Genomic DNA, 19,707 nt, shown 5'->3' with positions numbered 1-19,707 from the left:
CAAGATTCAAAAACAACTAACCCTTTTCGCTTCCTCCCTACAACTCCGGTTTTCTGCGATTTTTCTTCACCTCCGACACGTTTTTTTTATCCTTAATCCTTTTTCGAATCACTGATTTTGGGATTTTAGTTGGTTTTCGTTCTTTGGGGACATGCAATCCTTTTTTTATAATATCCAAAAAACGTTTGGTAACTATCTCTTTATTTTTGAGTTGGCTTCGGTCTTCATCGCAATTCAATATCAACACCAAATCTGCAGTTAGTCGATTTTGTAAATTGGTTTCCAAAAGCAGTTTTTCCTCCTCAGAGAAAGCTTGTGAATTAGACAAGTCAAAAGTCAGCACTACTTTAGACGAAACTTTATTTACGTTTTGTCCGCCAGCACCACTGCTTCTTACTGCTTTATATTTTACCTCCGAGAGGATCGCTTGAATTTTCATTTTATAATGGTTGATGGGCTGGTTTTAATAAATCATTTACATTTTTCACTGGATTGAAAGTAAACAATGGAACCTCTACAAAAACGGTCAGCCAATTCGCCATGGCACCGTTCCAGAGACCTGGTAATTCATAGGCTTTCAGTTCAATTCCAGCATTATTTTTATGCACTATAAAACCACTATTAGAATCAATGAACTGCTTTAAATTGAATTTGTCGTTTTGATAATTTTTCAACCCACAAACTAAGTCCACAGGATTAAAGTGGGTTGCACTAGATAGAATTTTCATCTGACCTCTATTGGTCAAATCAACTTGAGACCTTTCTACAATTTGCAGAGAAACAGTACCGTCAATGCCTCTTACCCAAAAAGGACCACCACCAGGTTCCCCTTCGTTTTTTACCATACCGCAAACTCGTATAGGCCTGTTTAATGTTTCTTTTAATGTACTAATTTGACTATTCAGTTTGAATTTGTGAAAATCGTCATTCAACTCAATATTCAATTGATTCCTAAGAAAAGCCAAAATTTCATTTATCCTTTCCGGATTCATTTCTTGGCTATCCAATACTTTCAAATAGTCAAAGATTTGATGTTGCAATTCTATCAAAATACCTGCCAAAGCTTTTTTATAAAAGGAAATTTGCTGAATATTATTTTGAATCACATTGTCAATATTTTTGACAAAAACTACGTCAGCATCAATAGCATTTAGATTCTCTATTAAAGCACCGTGCCCTCCAGGTCTAAAAACCAACTTACCCTTATCATTCCGGAAAGGCCAATTTTCAATATCTACTGCTATAGAATCTGTTTCCTTTTTTTGATACGAATACGTAACATTTATAGTTGAATTCGATTTTACTTCAATACCTCTTTTTACCTCTTCAATGATTTTTTCAAATTGCGCTTGGTGGTTTTCAGAAACCGTTAAATGCAAATCAGACCCATTACTTGAAGTTGCGTAATAAGCACATTCGTACAAATGCTCCTCAATAGGAGCAGCAATATGAGTCTCGTATTTATGAAACGGAAGAATCCCCTTGGGTTTATTTGCAAAATCAAAATACTCAGTAGACAAGAGTGTTTTTATAAAATAATAGTTTTTATAGTCTCGATCTAAAGTATTAAAATCAGGATATATTTCTTTTAACTTTTCATCAACCGATTTAAAAAAAGAAAATTTATCCATACCAATAATAAAAAGTGCTAATTCAGTATCTTTTTTCCTGTTGATATAAGCATTAATACTTTCATTCCCAAAATCAAATTCATTCAGAAAAGTGGTCAAAAATTTAAACATTCTTGAAGCAGCACCTGAAGCTGGAACAAATTTCTTTAATTTTAATTTTGATTTATTACCATCAAAATAATTTGCTTTTTGTTCAAAAGCAGCATCCGTTAACTTTAAGATTCCATGATTTAAAGTCGCTGGATTCACCAAAACACTTTTTAAAACCCCATCATTAAAAATACTCAATTGTTTTTTAATCTTTTCTAACGGAATGCCGCGCTCATAAATTTGTAAAAAATCGAGAGACGAAAATCCCATTTGCAAAGCCATCGTCAAACCCTCAATAACACTAACCGCTTTTTTTAGGCGAGTTTCTTTATCCCCGGAAATGGTTATAAATGGTTTTTTATTATCAATTAAAGATTGTTTAAAAACCTCGAAAATGGTTTCTCTACCCTTTGGGCTATCCCTTAAACCATCTCCTTCCCAAGGCACATCAATATCGGTCAAGAAAAATAAATCATATTGATGCGTACGAGCCGCTTTATCCAATGACGGATCACAAAAACCATAACACATCTCCGAAAAAACTTTGGTTACCAATAAATTAGTATCACAAAAAAGATATTTATTAGCGATCAATGTGCTTGCGTTTTCCTGTTTTGTTTGCCCATACGCAATAGGGAGCATATCCCTTATATCGCAAATACCACGACCGCTATCTAACTTTTCTTGTAGATAATCACGTGCAAACTCGGGAACCCAAACCGTTTTATAATACTCGGCGAGTTGTGTTGCCAATGTGGTTTTGCCAGTCGATTCTGGTCCAAATATGGCAATCTTTATAATTGGCGTAGCTCCAGATTTTGCGAGCTGTTGAAGATTTTCTTCCATTCTAAATAGCCATAAACGGCAATAATTGTAAATACTAAATATTGAAAACTGGTAAAAGTATATCCTTTTGCAAAATAAAGCGGAACTGATATCAAATCTCCAACGATCCAAAAGATCCAGTTTTCGATTTTTCTTTTAGCCATTAGCCACATTCCCACAAAAAACAGTCCTGTCAAAAGGGTATCCACATACGAGTACCAAGTTGTAAATTTATTAAAATAAAGATATACCATGACAACAAAAACAAGTGTTGCCACAAAAATGAACATTCCTATAATTTTTTCTTTATTTGTTACTACCGAAATTGGAAACTCATCGACCTCCCCTTTTTTACGAGTCCAATGGTACCAACCGTAAATACTCATTATAAAATAATATACATTTATCATGGAATCACCCAGCAAACTCCATTGCCAAAGCAAATAAGCATAAATAAACGTACTAATTAATCCTGTGGGAAAAACCCAAATATGATCTTTCTTGGCGCACCAAACACTCCAAAGCCCGAAAAAAACAGCAATAAGTTCTAAGTAAACTTCATGGATAGGATAACCTTTGTATTGGGCAAAAAAATAGTCGAACATTTGATTTTAGATTTCTGTCCCGAAAGCTTTCGGGAGATGATTAACGATTGTAGATTTTTGTGCCTGATAATCAAAAAAATTATGATCATTCTCAAAAGCGGTTCCTATTACCACCAAGTCGGCACCAGCATCATAGGCTTTTTGAATGCCCTGCAAATCTATAATTCCCCCACCAACAATTAGAGGAATTTCAATATTATTTGATACTTTTTTTATCATTTCATAAGTAACGGCTTGTTTGGCACCACTTCCCGCTTCGAGATAAATGAGTTTATGACCCAACATTTCCCCAGCTTGTGCGGTATGCATCGCATAATCGTTATTCTTTCTATCCAAAGGCTTTGTCTCACTCACTCTGGCAACGGCAGTTTCATTACCGCTTTCGATTAAGATATAACCGGTAGAAATAATTTCGAGTTGGGTTTTCTTTAAAATAGGCACGGCCTTTACCTGATGTTCTATCAAATAATCCGGATTACGTCCTGATATTAAGGACAGGAACAAAATCGCATCGGCTTTTGCAGAAATTTGAGAGGAGTTTCCAGGAAAAAGAACGATTGGCAAACTTACTTTTTGCTTTAAGCTAAAAATTAATTCATCCAGAATATTATTTTGAACATGACTCCCGCCAATGAATATATGAGTTGCAGGAGATTGATTTATTTTTTGAATTAACAATGCGACACTATTCAAATCTATTTTATCTGGATCGAGGAGAATAGCAAGTAATTTTTGACCATCCGCTTTCGCTTGAATGATATCTTTATAAATATTTGTCATAGGCAGTTACACAGAGATTCGCTGAGCAGACGCAAAGCTACACAAAGATTTAAAATTATTTTTCTATTATTCAAAAGCATAAACAAGAGTGAATTTTTGTTCAAAACCTTTAGCATCATTTGATTCAAATTCCTCAAAACAAACTTTAAAATCTCTAATTATACCATCAAAGTGAAGTTCGGTTTTGGTTTGCGCATCATTCATTTCAAAAGTATCGACTTTAATATGGTCTTTGAAACTGATTCCTTTTTCGTTTCTAATTTTAAAAACAGCTTCTTTGGCTCCCCAAATCACTGTCAATTTCCTGATGTATTCTGCTTTTTCTTCTGGTTTTAAAAAAGAGAACTCAGTATCGGCAAATTTATCGGCAATGCGAATGATTTTTTCCCGTTGCAATTCGATATCAATTCCAACGACTTCATTACTTAAAATTATAGCCGAAAATTGATGCGAATGCGTAATCGAAATGTAGGCGTTCCCCTGAGCTTGTCGAAGGGTATCGTGCAAATGCGGCTTTCCGAATTCGTCATAATACAAATCAAAATCCGTGTAACCGGCTTCCTGAAACAGTTTACGAACACTCAAGAAAGCGCGTTGATGCATTTCGGACTTCATTCCATTTAACCGAATGACATTACTCTCATTAAGAACAACCGTCTCGAAAAGCTCTTGAAAAGATTCAGTGATTTCCCAAACCAAGATTTGAGTTGATGGATTAACGTTTATGGTTTTGTATAATGGCATTGCGATTTTTGATTTCAGATTAACAATAATTAATTTGTGATTGCAGATTAACGATTTGTGATTTCGGATTTTAGTTCCGAACTACAACTCAAAAACAAGTGTTTCATTTTTAACCTTTTAAAATCAACAATCTATAATCATTAATCCTAAATCTTAAATCACAAATCTCTTATAAATTAGTTTATTTCTAAACTTATTGCGTAATTTTGCAAAAAAAATTTACGCCCGAGCCTGGAAGGCGAACGGACGAAGTAATTACAAATATACTATAAATGAGTACAACGACTATGCCTTTTGTGGCTTTCAAAGTAAAAGACATTTCTCTAGCAGCCTGGGGAAGAAAAGAAATTGAACTAGCTGAAGCTGAAATGCCAGGATTAATGGCGCTTCGTTCAGAATACAAAGACGAACAACCACTTGCTGGCGCTCGTATTGCTGGATGTTTGCACATGACGATTCAAACTGCGGTTTTGATCGAAACATTAATCGCCCTTGGTGCTGAAGTAACTTGGAGTTCTTGCAATATTTTCTCTACTCAAGATCAAGCTGCTGCTGCTATTGCTGCTGCCGGAATTCAAGTTTATGCTTGGAAAGGTTTGAACGAAGTGGATTTTGACTGGTGTATTGAGCAAACATTGTTCTTTGGTGAAGACAGAAAACCATTGAACATGATTCTTGATGACGGTGGAGATTTGACAAATATGGTTATTGACCGTTTCCCAGAATTGGTTGCTGGAATCAAAGGATTGTCTGAAGAAACTACTACTGGTGTTCACAGATTGTACGAAAGAGTAAAAGCTGGAACATTACCAATGCCTGCTATTAACGTTAATGACTCAGTTACTAAATCGAAATTTGACAACAAATACGGTTGTAAAGAATCGGCTGTAGATGCAGTTCGTCGTGCAACTGACATTATGTTGGCTGGAAAAAGAGTAATCGTTTGCGGATATGGTGATGTTGGAAAAGGAACTGCTGCTTCTTTTAGAGGTGCAGGATCTATTGTAACAGTTACTGAAATTGACCCAATTTGTGCTTTACAAGCTGCAATGGACGGTTTTGAAGTTAAAAAATTAAACACAGTTGTTGCTAATGCTGATATCATCATCACTACTACTGGAAATAAAGATATCGTTCTTGGAAGTCACTTTGAGCAAATGAAAGATAAAACTATCGTTTGTAACATCGGACACTTTGACAACGAAATTGATATGGCTTGGTTGAACAAAAACCACGGTGCATCAAAAATCGAAATCAAACCGCAAGTTGACAAATATACTATCGCTGGAAAAGACATTCTTATCTTGGCAGAAGGTCGTTTGGTAAACTTAGGTTGTGCTACAGGTCACCCAAGTTTTGTAATGAGTAACTCATTTACAAACCAAACCTTAGCTCAAATCGAATTATGGAAAAACAGCGCGGCATACAACAATGACGTGTATATGTTACCAAAACACTTGGATGAAAAAGTGGCTTTCTTGCACCTTGCAAAATTAGGTGTTGAATTAGAAACTTTACGTGACGATCAAGCTGCTTATATTGGAGTTGAAGTTGACGGTCCATTCAAACCAGAATATTACAGATACTAGATCTATTTTAGATTTCTGATTTTAGATTTTAGATTTATAGAACCCTTGCAGAAATGCGAGGGTTTTTTTGTTTTTACATTGAAATACGACAATCAACCTCCCATCTCTCCCCATAAATACCTTTCTTAAGAACAACTGTTTACCTCCCTTTTTTGAAATAAAAGCATATGTGTCTTACAAAAAAACAGTAAGTTTACAAATCAGTCGACTATTTTTCAAGAAACAAAACAGCTCTATCTCTGAACATTATCAAATTATACGACATTGAAAAAAACATCCTATTTATTCGTCTTATTGTTTTTATTAATCCTCCCACAAATAATTTTTGCGCAAGAAAAAAAACCTAAGGTAGTTTTGGTTTTGAGTGGTGGAGGAGCCAAAGGAGTTGCACACATTCCACTTTTGCAAGCATTAGATTCCTTACACATTGTTCCCGATCTTATCGTTGGAAACAGTATGGGAAGTGTTATTGGCGGTTTGTATGCCATGGGATATTCCGGAGACAGCATCGAAAAAATAACCAAAAACATAGATTGGGACAAACTTCTGGGAGGAAGTATGTCTTTGAAAAATGTAAGCGCCGAAGAAAAAAGTGAGTTTCAAAGATATTTAGTCGGAATTGGCATAAAAGACGGAAAACCAACAAGTGTCAGCTCGCTATTAAGCGATCAAAATTTAAGAGAATACCTTTCAGAACTAACCTTCCCTGTCTACAATGTCAAAGATTTTGACGACCTATCGATACCATTCAGAGCAATGGCAACAGATTTAGTAAACGGAAAAGAAATTATACTAAGCAAAGGAAGTTTAGCCTTTGCCATGAGAGCCAGTATGTCTTTACCCGCAGTTTTCAAGCCCATGCCTTACGAAGAGACAATCTTGGTAGATGGAGGTGTAATGAATAATTTCCCAACTGATATTGCTAAACAAATGGGTGCCGACATCATAATTGGCAGTGATGTTGGAGGAGGAATGGAACCCAAAGACAAACTAGATAGTTTTGTGACCGTATTGATGCAAACCAGCATGTTTCCAAGCAATATAAAAGATCCAGAGAACCGAAAACGCTGCACTATATTAGTAGATCATCTACCAAACTTGAGATTTTCTACCGCCGATTTTGCAGAAAGCAACGAAATTTACAAAGACGGTAAAATTGCGACAACACTTAACCTAAATGCTTTAGCAGCACTAGCCGAAAAATTAAAAGGATACAAACAAAGAACTCACGAACTACCAAAGATTTCCAACGAATTTACCGTAGACACTATTGTTTACAAAAACATCAGTACCGAAAACATCCCGCTTGTAATTGCCCGAACTAATATCAAAACGCATACAAAATACACCACTAGCGACTTAATAGAAGGCATCAATAGAGCCATGGGCACCAATCTTTTTAATCAAATTACGTACAGCTATTTCATAAAAGATGGAGATAAATTGGGGCTAGTTTTAAACGGATTTGAGTATTCTAAAAACCAACTCAATGCATCGCTGCATTATGATTCTTACAGAGGTGTTGGATTAATTCTTAATTACACCGCCAGAAACATTCTTGCTCAATCTTCCCGCCTAGTCGTTACTGCCGATATTGCAGAACAACCAAGAGCCAGAATAGATTTTCAGAAAAATTTCGGCAAGAACAAAGACTGGTGGTGGGGGTCTGAAGCCTATGGCGCATTCCTAAATCAGGAAATTTTCATAGATGGGAAATCAGCAGACAATATGCTTTACAACGCTTTCGAATTCAACAATGAGGCAAACCGAAATTTGAATTCCTTAAAAAGCTACGCAGGACTAGGGCTAAACTACAATTACACTGAGGTAAAACCCAAAAACGACCCCAATTTAAATCCTAATGTACTACTACTCAAAAACTATAATTTTGAAGATATCGAAGTAAATGCCCACTACTCCTACAATGACATGGACAAAGTTTTCTTTGCTACAAACGGAACTATTTTAAAAGCAAATATAAACCGTTCACTATTGAGCGACGTTAACATAGCCTTTACGGATGTAAATTTAACCGATTTCTCGGGTCCAACAAATGGCTTCACTAAACTAGGATTCGGACTTGAAAAAAGATTGCAGCTAAAGAAGAAAGTTACCTGCATAATGGGCTTTGACGCCAACTTTATTTTTGAAGACAAACTCAAAGATAATAACGTTTCTTTTTCTGGTTATGGCTATGCAGCAAAATATTTTCTTGGAGGCATTATCCCTACTTCCGGCAATAACCGCTTTTCATTTCCTGGTTTAAACGAAGACGAACTCAACGTCTCACAATTTATGGCAATCAAACTTGGAGCACAAATTAATCCAATGGGTAAACTCTATTTAACGCCACATTTCAATATCGCATCCGTTGGCTTTGCTAATTTTAACGAATACATAGGCGACGCTTTTTCTCCTAAAGGAAATTGGGACCGCGGCAAAGAAACCAGTCTTTTATTTTCAGGAGGAGCAGCTATCTCTTATCAATCTATTTTAGGCCCTATTCATTTTGACACTTCATGGATCAACAATATCGATAACGTGAGATTATTTTTTAGCGTTGGATTTTCATTCAATCCATCTAATTAAACATATAACTTACCATAACCACCTATTACAACTGCCTCGGAAATACAATTTCGAGGCAGTTTTTTTTATTTAAAACATATTAGAATCTACCTTATTATTAATTCTAAACCCAAAACAGAAGAAATTGATTTTTTTTTCCAAACTACCTATACTGTTTTACTGCCTATTATTCACGATACTATATACAGTTTTGTGTGTCAATGTCGCTTCCTTAAGGTTTGTTTTTGTCATTTCGACGAAGGAGAAATCACATATCGATTACGCAATGTGATTTCTCCTTCGTCGAAATGACAAACTGGAGGTGATTAAATTCTTAAGGAAACCACATTGATTTGCATATATGCAAATCTGTATAACAAAACAATGTCAAAAACAAAAAACCCGTTTCTTTCGAAACGGGTTTTGTAATAATATAAAATCTGTATGATTATGCTTCGAATGGAAGTATAGAAACATAAGATTTATTATCTTTTTTCTTTTGGAAGAAAACAACACCATCAACTCTTGCATGTAAAGTATGATCTTTACTAATGTAAACATTTGCACCTGGATTATGTTTTGAACCTCTTTGTCTTACGATGATGTTCCCAGCAATAGCAGCTTGACCACCAAAAATCTTAACGCCTAAACGTTTTGATTCTGATTCTCTACCATTCTTAGAACTACCGACACCTTTCTTGTGAGCCATGACGTATTAGTTTATTTTGTTATTATTCTTGTGTATCTTCTTTTTTAGCTTTTGGAGCTTTTTTTACTTTAGGAGCTACTGCTTCTTCTGTAGTTGCTTCAACGGCTGCTTTTTTTGGAGCTGCTTTTTTAGCTGTTCCACCTACAGTAATACCTTCAATTACAATTTGAGTAAGATATTGTCTGTGACCATTTCTCTTTTTGTATCCTTTTCTTCTTTTCTTTTTGAAAATGATAACTTTATCTCCTTTTAAGTGTTGTAACACTTTAGCTTCTACTGAAGCACCTTCTATAGCTGGGGCGCCTATTGAGATTGAACCGTTATCATCTACCAAATAAACTTTATCAAAAGAAACTTTTGATCCTTCTTCATTTGTCAAACGATTAACGTAAACCTTTAGGTCTTTGCTTACTTTAAACTGTTGCCCTGCTATCTCTACGATTGCATACATACTGAATTGTTTTAATAATTTTTAAGGTTGCAAATATACAATTAAATATTTACCTCGCAATCCTTTAGCAAAAAAAAATAATTACATTAATTTCCAACTCTAAACAGCGTATTTTCAGACACATCAATTCATCTATTTCACAATAAAGTATTAAAAAACAACAAAAGTAGAATTTACTTACGCCAAAACCATGAAAAAAGGTATTTTTGACGTAACAACAATCTGTTTTCTATTACTAATAGAAAATAAAATTATTAATCTCTATGAAAAAATCAATAATGATGTTAAGTGCAGCTTTAATGCTAGGCGGAGTAGCTTCGGCCCAAAAAGTAGCTTTCGAAGAATACGATTTAGATAACGGTATGCACGTTATTTTGCATCATGATGCTTCTGCTCCCGTCGTGATTACCTCTGTTATGTATCATGTAGGTGCCAAAGACGAAAATCCGGATCGTACTGGTTTTGCTCACTTTTTTGAACATTTATTGTTTGAAGGAACCGAAAACATCAAAAGAGGCGAATGGTTTAAGATTGTCACTTCAAATGGAGGGACTAATAATGCCAATACTACTGATGACAGAACGTATTATTACGAAATATTCCCATCAAACAATTTAGAATTGGGACTTTGGATGGAATCCGAAAGATTAATGCACCCAATAATCAACAAAATTGGAGTTGATACCCAAAACGAAGTCGTAAAAGAAGAAAAAAGAACCAGCTACGACAATAGACCTTACGGAAACATCCTTACCGCGGTAAAAGAAAACATGTTCAAAAACCACCCATACCGATGGACAACCATTGGCGCTATGAAAGATTTGGACGCCGCTACTCTTGAAGAATTCCAAGCCTTCAACAAAAAATTCTACTTACCTAATAATGCCGTTTTAGTCGTTGCAGGTGATTTTGAAAAGAAGCAAGCCAAAGAATGGATTCAAAAATACTTTGGACCTATTGCCAAAGGAGAAGTTGTTCCTAAAAAAACCTACTTAGAAGAACCTATTACTCAAACCATCAAAGCAACCTACGAGGATCCTAACATTCAAATTCCAATGTTGGTAGCTTCTTATCGTACTCCTTCGATGAAAACTAGAGACGCAAGAGTATTAGATTTAATCTCTTCGTATTTAAGTGATGGAAAAAGTTCTAAATTATACAAAAAAGTAGTTGATGAGAAAAAAATGGCTTTGCAAGTTGGGGCGGTAGGTTTTAGTCAAGAAGATTACGGCATGTACATATTATATGGTTTGCCAATGGGAACTTTCACTACGACAGACATCCTAAAAGAAATCGACGAAGAAATTGTAAAAATCCAAACCGATTTGATTTCTGAAAACGATTATCAAAAACTACAAAACAAGTTTGATAATAGCTTTGTAGACACCAACTCCACTATAGAAGGAATTGCCAATAACCTTGCTTCATTTTATCTATTGTACAAAGATGTAAATCTAATCAATACAGAAATCGAACTGTACCATTCTATTACTCGTGAAGAAATAAGAGAAGTGGCTAAAAAATACCTAAATACAAATCAACGTTTACTTTTAGATTATATCCCGGCCAAAGCAAAACCTCTTAACTAAATAAACCGATATCATGAAAAAAACAACTTTAGTATTCATCCTTTTATTGTTAACAGGAATCATGCAAGCACAAGATCGTACGCAACCCAAACCCGGTAAACCACCCGTAATAAATATCAAAAAACCACAAACTTTTGTTTTGGCAAATGGTATGAAAGTATTAGTCGTAGAAAATCATAAATTACCAAGAGTATCCTTTAACCTAACCTTAGACAACGCACCATTTGCTGAAGGAAACAAAAAAGGAGTAGATCAGCTAACCAGTAACTTAATTGGTAATGGTAGCAAAAAAACAACAAAAGTAGCTTTCAATGAAGAAATCGACTTTCTAGGAGCCGAAATCAATTTTAGTTCACATGGAGCTACTGCAAATTCACTTTCTAAATACAGCGGAAGAATTTTAGAATTGATGGCCGAAGGAGCTTTAAACCCTAATTTCACTCAAGAAGAATTTGACAAAGAAAAAGCCAAATTAACCGAAGGAATGAAAGCGGAAGAGAAAAGCGTTCCCGTTATTGCTACTCGCGTGGTAGATGTTTTGGCTTATGGCAAAAACCATCCTTCTGGGGAGTATATGACTGAGGCAACACTAAACAACACAACCCTTGCCGATGTAGAAACCAATTACAAAAACTACTTCGTTCCAGAAAATGCTTATCTAGTAATTATAGGTGACATTAAATACAACAATGTAAAAGTAGCTGTAGAAAAACTATTTGGTACTTGGGAGAAAAAAAACGCTCCAAAAACATCGTATGACGCTCCCGCAAACGTTTCGAATCTTCAAATTAACTTAGTAGATGTACCCAATGCGGTTCAGTCTGAAATCACATTGGTGAATACCGTCGATTTAAAAATGGGAGACCCCGATTTTTTCCCAGCAGTAATTGCCAATCAAATCCTTGGAGGAGATTTTAACAGTTATTTGAACATGAATTTACGTGAAAAACACGCTTGGACGTATGGCGCAAGATCAGGCGTAGGAGCTGGAAAATACACCACTAAATTCTTCGCTAAATCTGCCGTCAGAAATGCCGTTACTGATAGTGCCGTGGTAGAATTCGTTAAAGAAATAAAAAGAATTCGTACCGAAAAAGTAACTGACGAAGTACTTAAAACCGTAAAAGCGGGTTACATCGGAAGATTTGTAATGCAAGTAGAAAAACCACAAACCGTAGCTCGCTATGCATTAAACATAGAAACCGAAAAACTTCCAGCTGATTTTTACGAGAAATACATTCAAACCATCAACGCCGTAACTACTGATGACATATTGCGTGTTGCCAACAAATATTTCTTGATAGACAATATCCGAATTGTAATAGCAGGTAAAGGATCTGAGATTGCACCAGGATTAGAAAGTCTAAAAATCCCGATGTTCTATTTTGACAAATACGGAACTCCTGTAGAAAAACCAGTATTGAAAAAAGAAATCCCAGCGGGAATCACTGCCAAAAATGTATTCGAAAACTACATCAAAGCAATTGGTGGAGAAAAAGCAGTTTCGGCTGTGAAATCTATAGCCATGACAGGATCAACAACTATCCCACAAGCTCCAGCTCCATTAACATACACTTCAAAAATGGACTCCAAAGGAAATTCAATGGTAGAAATCGCCATGGGAGCCATGAGCATGATGAAACAAGTAATCAACCAAAAAGGAGCTTATGCCGTACAACAAGGACAACGCAAGGACTTTACCGGAGCTGAATTGGCCGAAATGAAAGCTTCTGCAACTCCATTTGAAGAGCTACTTTTATTAAAAAACCCAGCCCTTACCATTGACCGAATCGAAACCATAAACGGAAACGATACTTTCGCGATCAAAAACGGGAAAAACACCTATTTCTACGACACCAAAACTGGGCTAAAACTAGCCGAGTCAAAAACCGTAGAACAAGGCGGACAAACGATGACAGTAACCACTAATTTTGCCGATTACAAAGAAGTAAAAAGCGTAAAAGTGCCATTTACTATCATACAAAATGTAGGTATAGAATTGGACATCAAAATGTCTGAAATCACAATCAACGAAGGAGTAAAAGATACTGATTTTCAATAATCGAAACTTTCCTTATATCACAAAGACTGTCTTAATCGGCAGTCTTTTTTTTTTTAGATTAATATGATTGCTGATTTTTGATTAACGATTTTTGATTTCAGATATGACACCCACCCTAAAATAGACAATCTTATTTATTTACCAACACTAAATCTAAAAGAGTGCACGACAAATTGCATTTTTTGTTTTTTTTTTACAAATTTGATTAAATCTGCTAAATCTACATGAAAAATCGGCACGCAGCTTATGCAGATTTGATTCGTTAATTTATCTTACAAATAATTATTTCTTAATCAAATTTGATTGTGTGTTTTTTAAAGAAGGTTTTTGTCGTGCATCCAATCTAAAATCTTCAATCTAAAATTTAGGAACCTACTTCTTTGCCGATAAATAAACCCCAATCAAAATAACAAAAGCACCAATAAACTGGACAAACGTTAGCATTTCATTGTCCAACAGCCCCCAAAAGAAAGCGACAACAGGAATTAAATACGTAACCGAAGTCGCAAAAACAGGCGATGAAATCTGAATCAGCTTAAAGAAAATAATATTCGCAATTCCGGTACCTACAACCCCTAAAACCAGTATAAACAAAAGGGAATGTTGCACTTCTGCAACATGAATCACATCAAAAAAACCTGTGAAAAACAAAATTAAAGACGCAGGCACTAGCAATACCGCAAAATTCCCTGTGGTAATGCTCAACGCATTTAAATCCGGCAGAAATCTTTTTATCAGATTTACATTTATCGCATAACAAATAGAAGCAATTAGCACTAGAATCGCATAATAATAGTTTTGTTCCGGATGGTTCACCGCTCCATTAAAAACCAAAAGCATGCTACCCAAAAGCCCAATGATCACACCCCAAATCTGACTTCTTCTAAAAGTAATTCCAAAAAAAGCAGCACCCAAAATCAAAGTATTCAGTGGTGTCAGGGAATTGAGAATTGCTGTAATGGAGCTATCAATTTCGGTTTCGGCAATAGCAAAAAGATAAGCTGGAACAAAAGTTCCAAATACCGAAGTCAATGCAACATATTTCCATTGATGGCGTGGGATTTTAATCAAACTCTTAAACCCAATTAAAAGCAGAAAAAGAGCCGCAAAAATAATTCGCAAAGACCCCAACTGATATGCGGTCAACCCTATTAAACCTTTTTTTATCAATATAAACGAACTCCCCCAAATTAAGGCAAGCACCGTTAAATAAACCCATTTCAACTGCTTTGACATCATAAACACTATTTTGATGCAAAATTGTACTAAATTTAGAAACTACAGCCCCTTTTTTTATTAATTTTGCAACACAATATCAGAAACTTAAAAACTTATTATAATGAATTTTACAAAATCAATCGCAATTATAGCACTTTCGAGCTTACTTTTTACAAGCTGTAAAGACAACAAAGCAGCATCAAAAACAGAAACTGCCTCAACAGAAACTGCAGCTCCAAAAGTTAAAAAAGAAATCGCTGCCGCCAATCTGCAAACCGCTAGTTTTACTGTAGAAGGAATGACTTGTGCTATCGGTTGTGCCAAAACCATTCAAGAAGAATTAACAGACCTTGACGGAGTACAAACTGCGAAAGTAGACTTTGATAAAAAAATGGCTACCGTAACTTTTGACAAAACTGTTCAAACCCCAGAAAGCTTAACTAAAGTAGTTCAAGCTACCGGAGACGGAAAAACATACAAAGTTTCGAATATGAAATCGTAAACTATGCGATTTTCTATACAAAAAAAGCATTCGTCGTTGGCGAATGCTTTTTTTATTATTACTATCTCAGAACGAATCAATATTTACAATCGTATCTAAAATCCGTACTAATCCGTTTGATCCGTATAATCGGTGTGCTATTTCGGCTGCTAGATACGGGCGAGCATTTTTCACATTACTTCCACTTCATGGTTTCCATCAATCGCTGCATATCATTTTTGATATAACTTGCCGCTGGCATAATGGAATCAAAATTGGGTTTAGCATAAAAATAAACCGAGGCGGTTACAAAATGCTTGATACTATCCGTAACATAAAACTGAGAGTTCGTAGCTGCATTTCCATCTACTTGATAAAACATCCCGTACACTTTATTATTGGTGTTTATAAAAGGTTGTTCCAGAATATCATCGGCTTTTATAACATGCTCATACGTTAATTTCTGAGCATCTCTAAGTAATTTTTTGATATTGTTATTTACTGGTTTATAGGTTAGATAAATAGTCGCTTTCATTTTGGGATAGGTAATCGAATATCCGCAATTCTTATCTGCTTTGATCACTGCTTTCGAATTCATTTCAAAAGCAAAAGGACAATTCCCTTTAAAACCTACATATTCGGCTTCTGGATAATCCAGACGTAAATAACTGGACGGCTTTGGTAAAACATCATCCTTACATCCAAATACGGCAAAGAAAAATGTGAAAAGTATAACTATAGTAGTCGTTTTTTTAAGCATTTTCATTTTATTCAATCGTTACTTTAATTTGTTTGACTCGTTTTTGATCTACAGATTCAATGATGAATACGCAGTTTTCAAAAGTTATTTTTTGTCCTTTCTTAGGGAAATTACCCAAAATTTCGAGAATAAATCCAGCTAACGTCTCAGCTTCACCTTTATTATTTTCGAATAAATCTTCATCAACTTCAATAATCCTGTAGAAATCCTTAAGATTTATTTTCCCTTCAAAAATATAATTTTTATCGTCAATTTGAGAATAATTAACAGGCTCGTCATCAAACTCATCGCTGATATCCCCCACAATTTCTTCGATAACATCTTCCAGCGAAACCAATCCCGAAGTCCCTCCGTATTCATCAACCACTATCGCCAAATGGCTTTTCATGCTTTGAAAATCCTTGAGCAAATTATCCAGTTTTTTGTTTTCAGGAACAAAGAAAGGCTCCCGTATTAAGGTTGTCCAATCAAATTCGGCGTTGTTAATATACGGCAACAAATCTTTGACAAATAAAACACCTTCTATTTGGTCGATATTGTCTCGGTAAACTGGAATTCTAGAAAACCCTTTTTCAATTATCTTGGAACAAATAGCCTCAAATGTTTCTGTTATTTCTAAAGCAAAAATATCTATTCTTGGGCTCATTACTTGCTTGGTATCCGTATTTCCAAAAGAGACAATTCCTTCCAGAATTTTTTGCTCCTCTGTAGATGTTTCACCTGTCGCCGTTAATTCTAAAGCTTGTGATAATTGATCTACAGAAAAATTCGTTTTTTGTTTTCCTAATTTATTTTGCAAATAAATAGTTGCAGAACGCATAGGCAAACTAACCGGAGATAGTATTTTGTCTAATCCAGAAATTGGATAAGCAATCAATTTAACAAATTTCACATTGTTCCTACTGGCATATACTTTTGGCAATACTTCGCCAAAAAGCAACAATAGAAAAGTAACCAAAATTACTTCGGTAGTAAATTTTAAAACTGGGGATGTAATGGCAGCAAACAAATCTTTTCCAACAAAAGAGAATAAAATCACAACACCTATATTGATAAAATTATTGGCTACAAGTAGTGTCGCCAATAACTTTTTAGGTTTTTCCAAAAGCTGAGAAATGATTTTTCCTTTTGAAGCATTATCCTGAATTGTTTCATCAATATCCTTTTGTGACAAAGAAAACAAGGCCACTTCGGCACCGGAAACTATTGCTGAACAAAACAACAAAATAAATATCCCGATAAAACCAAAGACTAAATTGGTATCTATAAATGAAGTAATCTCTAAACTGGGCTCTGGGTCCAAATTATAATAAATTAGTTAAACAATTAAAACGGCAAATCATTGATTGGCAAGTCTTTATTCTGAGCGTCAAAGTTAGTGTTTTTTGTGGTTCCGGAAGAATCTGATATTTTATTGTTTTCCGAATCTTTTTTTGTTGTCAAAAACGTAAACTCGGTTACTTGAATTTCCATTGTATGTTTGGTGGAGCCATCTTCGGCTTGCCATTGTCTCGATTTGATACGACCTTCTACGTAAATTTTATCTCCTTTTGAAAGGTATTTTTCGCAAATTTCGGCAGCTTTATTGCGCACCACGAGATTATGCCATTCGGTAGAAGTAATTTTTTCGTTCGTGGTTTTATTGACGTAGACTTCATTGGTAGCCAATTGAAATCTTCCAATGCAGTTTCCGCCTTCAAAATAATGCATTTTAACATCATCGCCTAGATAACCTATAAGCATTACTTTATTTAATGTTCCGTTCATGATTTGGTGGTATTTCTATCAAAGGTACATTTTTTTTGAAAACTATTTTTATTGGATTTCTAGAAATAATTGCATCTATACAGCAAGACTAAATTACTTTTTGCCACAATCTCGATAACAATCGAACAATGCCATTAACCTCCATTTTATCTCGCAAAGCCGCAAAGTCGCAAAATTCACAATCGTTTCCTTTGCGCCTTTGCGGCTTTGCGAGAGATAGATTCAGAAAAACCCTAGTATAAAGCCCTTAACCTAATAGCAATGAACCATCAAGACAAAGACACAAATTAAACAGAAAACAAAACTACTTCCCGCTTTTTTTAATTAACGCCCAAACACTTTCATTAAAGTTAGCTTTGCTGATACCCGTTAATTTCTCTAGTGCTTTAAAATAATTTTCATTCCCTTTCTCATATTTGCCACAACTAAGCAATTCTTTAACCGCCGAAAAACCTTTTTCTTTTTCGATTTTCTCGACGATTAGTGCATTTACAACATAATCCGCCATTAAATGTTTTTCCATACTTTCTCCAAAATTCAATTGCTTTCCATCCAACAAAGCAAGCCAGTCGATTTTGGTATTGGAAGCTACTTTTTCTTTGAATGTTTTCAAGATTTGTTGCCAACTGATTCCCCAACTTCCACCATAAAGATAGGCGCATCCCTCATCAACCGGTTTATTGATCATATTTCTTGGAATGGTATTTCTTGCTCGTTCGTGCCATAAATCGTGTGGATCAAAACTATTGAAACTCGTATTATAAGTACCGTTAACCAACAAAGTCGTTTTATTTTCATTGGCATTAAAGGTACTCACGGAGCGACCATTGTATTCTAATTTATACAAAACACCTATAGTTTTCAGCACGTCTGGTAAATCATTACAGCCATACCAAACGATATTGTCTTGTGGAGCCTCTAGTTTTTTATCAAAAAGAGCCACATCCTTTACATACTCGGTAGCGACTTTTGTGTTTAGGGTGTTTTTATAATGAAAGGTACAATTTCCTATTTTTTTCGTTTGCCAAGAAAGGGTGTTGCGTTGCAAAGGCGACAAGAAATAGAATTTATCATCCATATACTTGGCCAAAATTTCGAAACTAGCGGCCAAAATAGGCGTGTTTTCGTTTACACCTATATATGACAACTGTATAATAAAATTAGTTTTGTCGACTTGCACCACACTGGTCAAATAGCCTTTATAGAAGTTATTGTCCTTGTATTTTCCGATTTTCTCGATTCCTTTCATTTCGTCAAGAAGGATTGACGTTTCCAGCAGGTCTTCTTTTAAGACAAAAACGTTCTCTTTGTTGGGACTTTCTTTTTGGCTCAAAAAGCCATTTAATGATTTTACCAGTTGTTTGGCAACCAAAGTGTCTTTTGGCAAAACCACATTTGCAGGGACAATTAAAGGATTGGTTTGTGCAAAAGTTAACAATCCGCAATGCAGACTTAATAGAAGGATAATTTTTTTCAAAGTAAAGATTTTTTTCATGTTTGAAAGATAGAAATATCCTACTTAACAATCAAAGCGGTTTAGTTTTTATTTAACAATACTATTTAATTGACTTAGGGTTTGCAATAGAATAGGACGAGACAATTCTATTCTACAAACATAATTATTGAACAACAAAATAATTAAATATCTCTCTTAATTTTTAACCCAAAGATATTCCTCAATATTGTCATTCCGACGAAGGAGGAATCTCAGCAAGATTTTTCGCATTTTGGAGAAGAAAAACTACTTAAAATTAAAATGATTATCAACTTACTTTTTCAATTATATACTTGAATATGATTGTCGAGCTACTTGTGAAGATTCCTCCTTCGTCGGAATG

General features: G+C 35.1%; 17 protein-coding genes. 5 read left to right on the top strand and 12 right to left on the bottom strand.

Annotated features, from left to right (window positions below):
* Nucleotides 1–37 precede the first annotated feature (37 nt).
* The 5 genes from arfB to FNW52_RS00510 form a co-directional block, all read right to left on the bottom strand.
* Entirely contained in the window at nucleotides 38–439 is a 402-nt protein-coding gene (arfB, locus tag FNW52_RS00530; RefSeq protein ID WP_143375458.1) for an alternative ribosome rescue aminoacyl-tRNA hydrolase ArfB, read from the bottom strand.
* A 1-nt stretch (nucleotide 440) separates the two neighbouring features.
* Nucleotides 441–2,567 (bottom strand): DUF4301 family protein, encoded by a 2,127-nt coding sequence (locus FNW52_RS00525; protein ID WP_143375457.1) that lies wholly within the window; start codon nucleotides 2,565–2,567, stop codon nucleotides 441–443.
* Complete coding sequence (gene pnuC, locus FNW52_RS00520; protein WP_143375456.1) at nucleotides 2,516–3,151, bottom strand: nicotinamide riboside transporter PnuC; 636 nt, start codon at nucleotides 3,149–3,151, stop codon at nucleotides 2,516–2,518. Before pnuC ends, FNW52_RS00525 begins: the two co-directional genes overlap by 52 nt.
* Before the next feature lie 6 nt (nucleotides 3,152–3,157).
* A complete protein-coding gene (locus FNW52_RS00515) occupies nucleotides 3,158–3,931 on the bottom strand; it encodes a geranylgeranylglyceryl/heptaprenylglyceryl phosphate synthase (protein WP_143375455.1) in 774 nt (257 codons plus the stop codon).
* 66 nt (nucleotides 3,932–3,997) lie between these two features.
* On the bottom strand, nucleotides 3,998–4,675 hold the full coding sequence (locus FNW52_RS00510; RefSeq protein WP_143375454.1) for a 4'-phosphopantetheinyl transferase superfamily protein: 678 nt from the start codon (nucleotides 4,673–4,675) through the stop codon (nucleotides 3,998–4,000).
* A 272-nt stretch (nucleotides 4,676–4,947) separates the two neighbouring features.
* Between FNW52_RS00510 and ahcY the strand changes: the two genes are divergently transcribed.
* Together ahcY and FNW52_RS00500 are read left to right on the top strand one after the other, a co-directional pair.
* Entirely contained in the window at nucleotides 4,948–6,264 is a 1,317-nt protein-coding gene (gene ahcY / locus FNW52_RS00505) for an adenosylhomocysteinase (RefSeq protein ID WP_143375453.1), read from the top strand.
* A gap of 264 nt (nucleotides 6,265–6,528) precedes the next feature.
* A complete protein-coding gene (locus tag FNW52_RS00500; RefSeq protein ID WP_143375452.1) occupies nucleotides 6,529–8,853 on the top strand; it encodes a patatin-like phospholipase family protein in 2,325 nt (774 codons plus the stop codon).
* 427 nt (nucleotides 8,854–9,280) lie between these two features.
* On the opposite strand, the gene rpmA is transcribed toward FNW52_RS00500, so the two are convergent.
* Entirely contained in the window at nucleotides 9,281–9,541 is a 261-nt protein-coding gene (rpmA, locus tag FNW52_RS00495) for a 50S ribosomal protein L27 (protein ID WP_143375451.1), read from the bottom strand.
* A gap of 22 nt (nucleotides 9,542–9,563) precedes the next feature.
* On the bottom strand, nucleotides 9,564–9,992 hold the full coding sequence (gene rplU / locus FNW52_RS00490) for a 50S ribosomal protein L21 (RefSeq protein WP_143375450.1): 429 nt from the start codon (nucleotides 9,990–9,992) through the stop codon (nucleotides 9,564–9,566).
* A gap of 263 nt (nucleotides 9,993–10,255) precedes the next feature.
* Between rplU and FNW52_RS00485 the strand changes: the two genes are divergently transcribed.
* Together FNW52_RS00485 and FNW52_RS00480 are read left to right on the top strand one after the other, a co-directional pair.
* Nucleotides 10,256–11,581: a pitrilysin family protein gene (locus tag FNW52_RS00485; protein WP_143375449.1), complete on the top strand. Its 1,326-nt coding sequence runs from the start codon at nucleotides 10,256–10,258 to the stop codon at nucleotides 11,579–11,581.
* A gap of 13 nt (nucleotides 11,582–11,594) precedes the next feature.
* Entirely contained in the window at nucleotides 11,595–13,643 is a 2,049-nt protein-coding gene (locus FNW52_RS00480) for a pitrilysin family protein (protein ID WP_255515429.1), read from the top strand.
* A 372-nt stretch (nucleotides 13,644–14,015) separates the two neighbouring features.
* Here FNW52_RS00480 and FNW52_RS00475 read toward each other — a convergent pair whose 3' ends face one another.
* Nucleotides 14,016–14,882 (bottom strand): DMT family transporter, encoded by an 867-nt coding sequence (locus FNW52_RS00475; RefSeq protein ID WP_143375448.1) that lies wholly within the window; start codon nucleotides 14,880–14,882, stop codon nucleotides 14,016–14,018.
* 100 nt (nucleotides 14,883–14,982) lie between these two features.
* Here FNW52_RS00475 and FNW52_RS00470 point away from each other — a divergent pair, with 100 nt between their 5' ends.
* On the top strand, nucleotides 14,983–15,363 hold the full coding sequence (locus FNW52_RS00470; protein WP_143375447.1) for a heavy-metal-associated domain-containing protein: 381 nt from the start codon (nucleotides 14,983–14,985) through the stop codon (nucleotides 15,361–15,363).
* Between the two features lie 175 nt (nucleotides 15,364–15,538).
* On the opposite strand, the gene gldD is transcribed toward FNW52_RS00470, so the two are convergent.
* From gldD to FNW52_RS00450, 4 genes are all read right to left on the bottom strand, one after another.
* Nucleotides 15,539–16,102, bottom strand: a complete 564-nt coding sequence (gene gldD / locus FNW52_RS00465) for a gliding motility lipoprotein GldD (RefSeq protein ID WP_143375845.1) — start codon at nucleotides 16,100–16,102, stop codon at nucleotides 15,539–15,541.
* Nucleotides 16,103–16,109: 7 nt separating this feature from the next.
* Entirely contained in the window at nucleotides 16,110–17,405 is a 1,296-nt protein-coding gene (locus tag FNW52_RS00460; protein ID WP_143375446.1) for a gliding motility-associated protein GldE, read from the bottom strand.
* 23 nt (nucleotides 17,406–17,428) lie between these two features.
* On the bottom strand, nucleotides 17,429–17,869 hold the full coding sequence (locus FNW52_RS00455; protein WP_116761562.1) for a single-stranded DNA-binding protein: 441 nt from the start codon (nucleotides 17,867–17,869) through the stop codon (nucleotides 17,429–17,431).
* 304 nt (nucleotides 17,870–18,173) lie between these two features.
* Entirely contained in the window at nucleotides 18,174–19,364 is a 1,191-nt protein-coding gene (locus tag FNW52_RS00450) for a hypothetical protein (protein WP_143375445.1), read from the bottom strand.
* Nucleotides 19,365–19,707 lie beyond the last annotated feature (343 nt).

Origin of the sequence: Flavobacterium sp. ZT3R18 (assembly GCF_007097385.1) — a bacterium.
Classification (GTDB): Bacteria; Bacteroidota; Bacteroidia; order Flavobacteriales; family Flavobacteriaceae; genus Flavobacterium.
This window is presented reverse-complemented; position numbering and strand designations above follow the sequence as displayed.

Coding starts and splice junctions, on each gene's coding strand:
- arfB (WP_143375458.1), bottom strand. CDS start 439: ATGAAAATTCAAGCGATCCTCTCGGAGGTAAAATATAAAGCAGTAAGA.
- FNW52_RS00525 (WP_143375457.1), bottom strand. CDS start 2,567: ATGGAAGAAAATCTTCAACAGCTCGCAAAATCTGGAGCTACGCCAATT.
- pnuC (WP_143375456.1), bottom strand. CDS start 3,151: ATGTTCGACTATTTTTTTGCCCAATACAAAGGTTATCCTATCCATGAA.
- FNW52_RS00515 (WP_143375455.1), bottom strand. CDS start 3,931: ATGACAAATATTTATAAAGATATCATTCAAGCGAAAGCGGATGGTCAA.
- FNW52_RS00510 (WP_143375454.1), bottom strand. CDS start 4,675: ATGCCATTATACAAAACCATAAACGTTAATCCATCAACTCAAATCTTG.
- ahcY (WP_143375453.1), top strand. CDS start 4,948: ATGAGTACAACGACTATGCCTTTTGTGGCTTTCAAAGTAAAAGACATT.
- rpmA (WP_143375451.1), bottom strand. CDS start 9,541: ATGGCTCACAAGAAAGGTGTCGGTAGTTCTAAGAATGGTAGAGAATCA.
- rplU (WP_143375450.1), bottom strand. CDS start 9,992: ATGTATGCAATCGTAGAGATAGCAGGGCAACAGTTTAAAGTAAGCAAA.
- FNW52_RS00485 (WP_143375449.1), top strand. CDS start 10,256: ATGAAAAAATCAATAATGATGTTAAGTGCAGCTTTAATGCTAGGCGGA.
- FNW52_RS00480 (WP_255515429.1), top strand. CDS start 11,595: ATGAAAAAAACAACTTTAGTATTCATCCTTTTATTGTTAACAGGAATC.
- FNW52_RS00475 (WP_143375448.1), bottom strand. CDS start 14,882: ATGATGTCAAAGCAGTTGAAATGGGTTTATTTAACGGTGCTTGCCTTA.
- FNW52_RS00470 (WP_143375447.1), top strand. CDS start 14,983: ATGAATTTTACAAAATCAATCGCAATTATAGCACTTTCGAGCTTACTT.
- gldD (WP_143375845.1), bottom strand. CDS start 16,102: ATGCTTAAAAAAACGACTACTATAGTTATACTTTTCACATTTTTCTTT.
- FNW52_RS00455 (WP_116761562.1), bottom strand. CDS start 17,869: ATGAACGGAACATTAAATAAAGTAATGCTTATAGGTTATCTAGGCGAT.
- FNW52_RS00450 (WP_143375445.1), bottom strand. CDS start 19,364: ATGAAAAAAATCTTTACTTTGAAAAAAATTATCCTTCTATTAAGTCTG.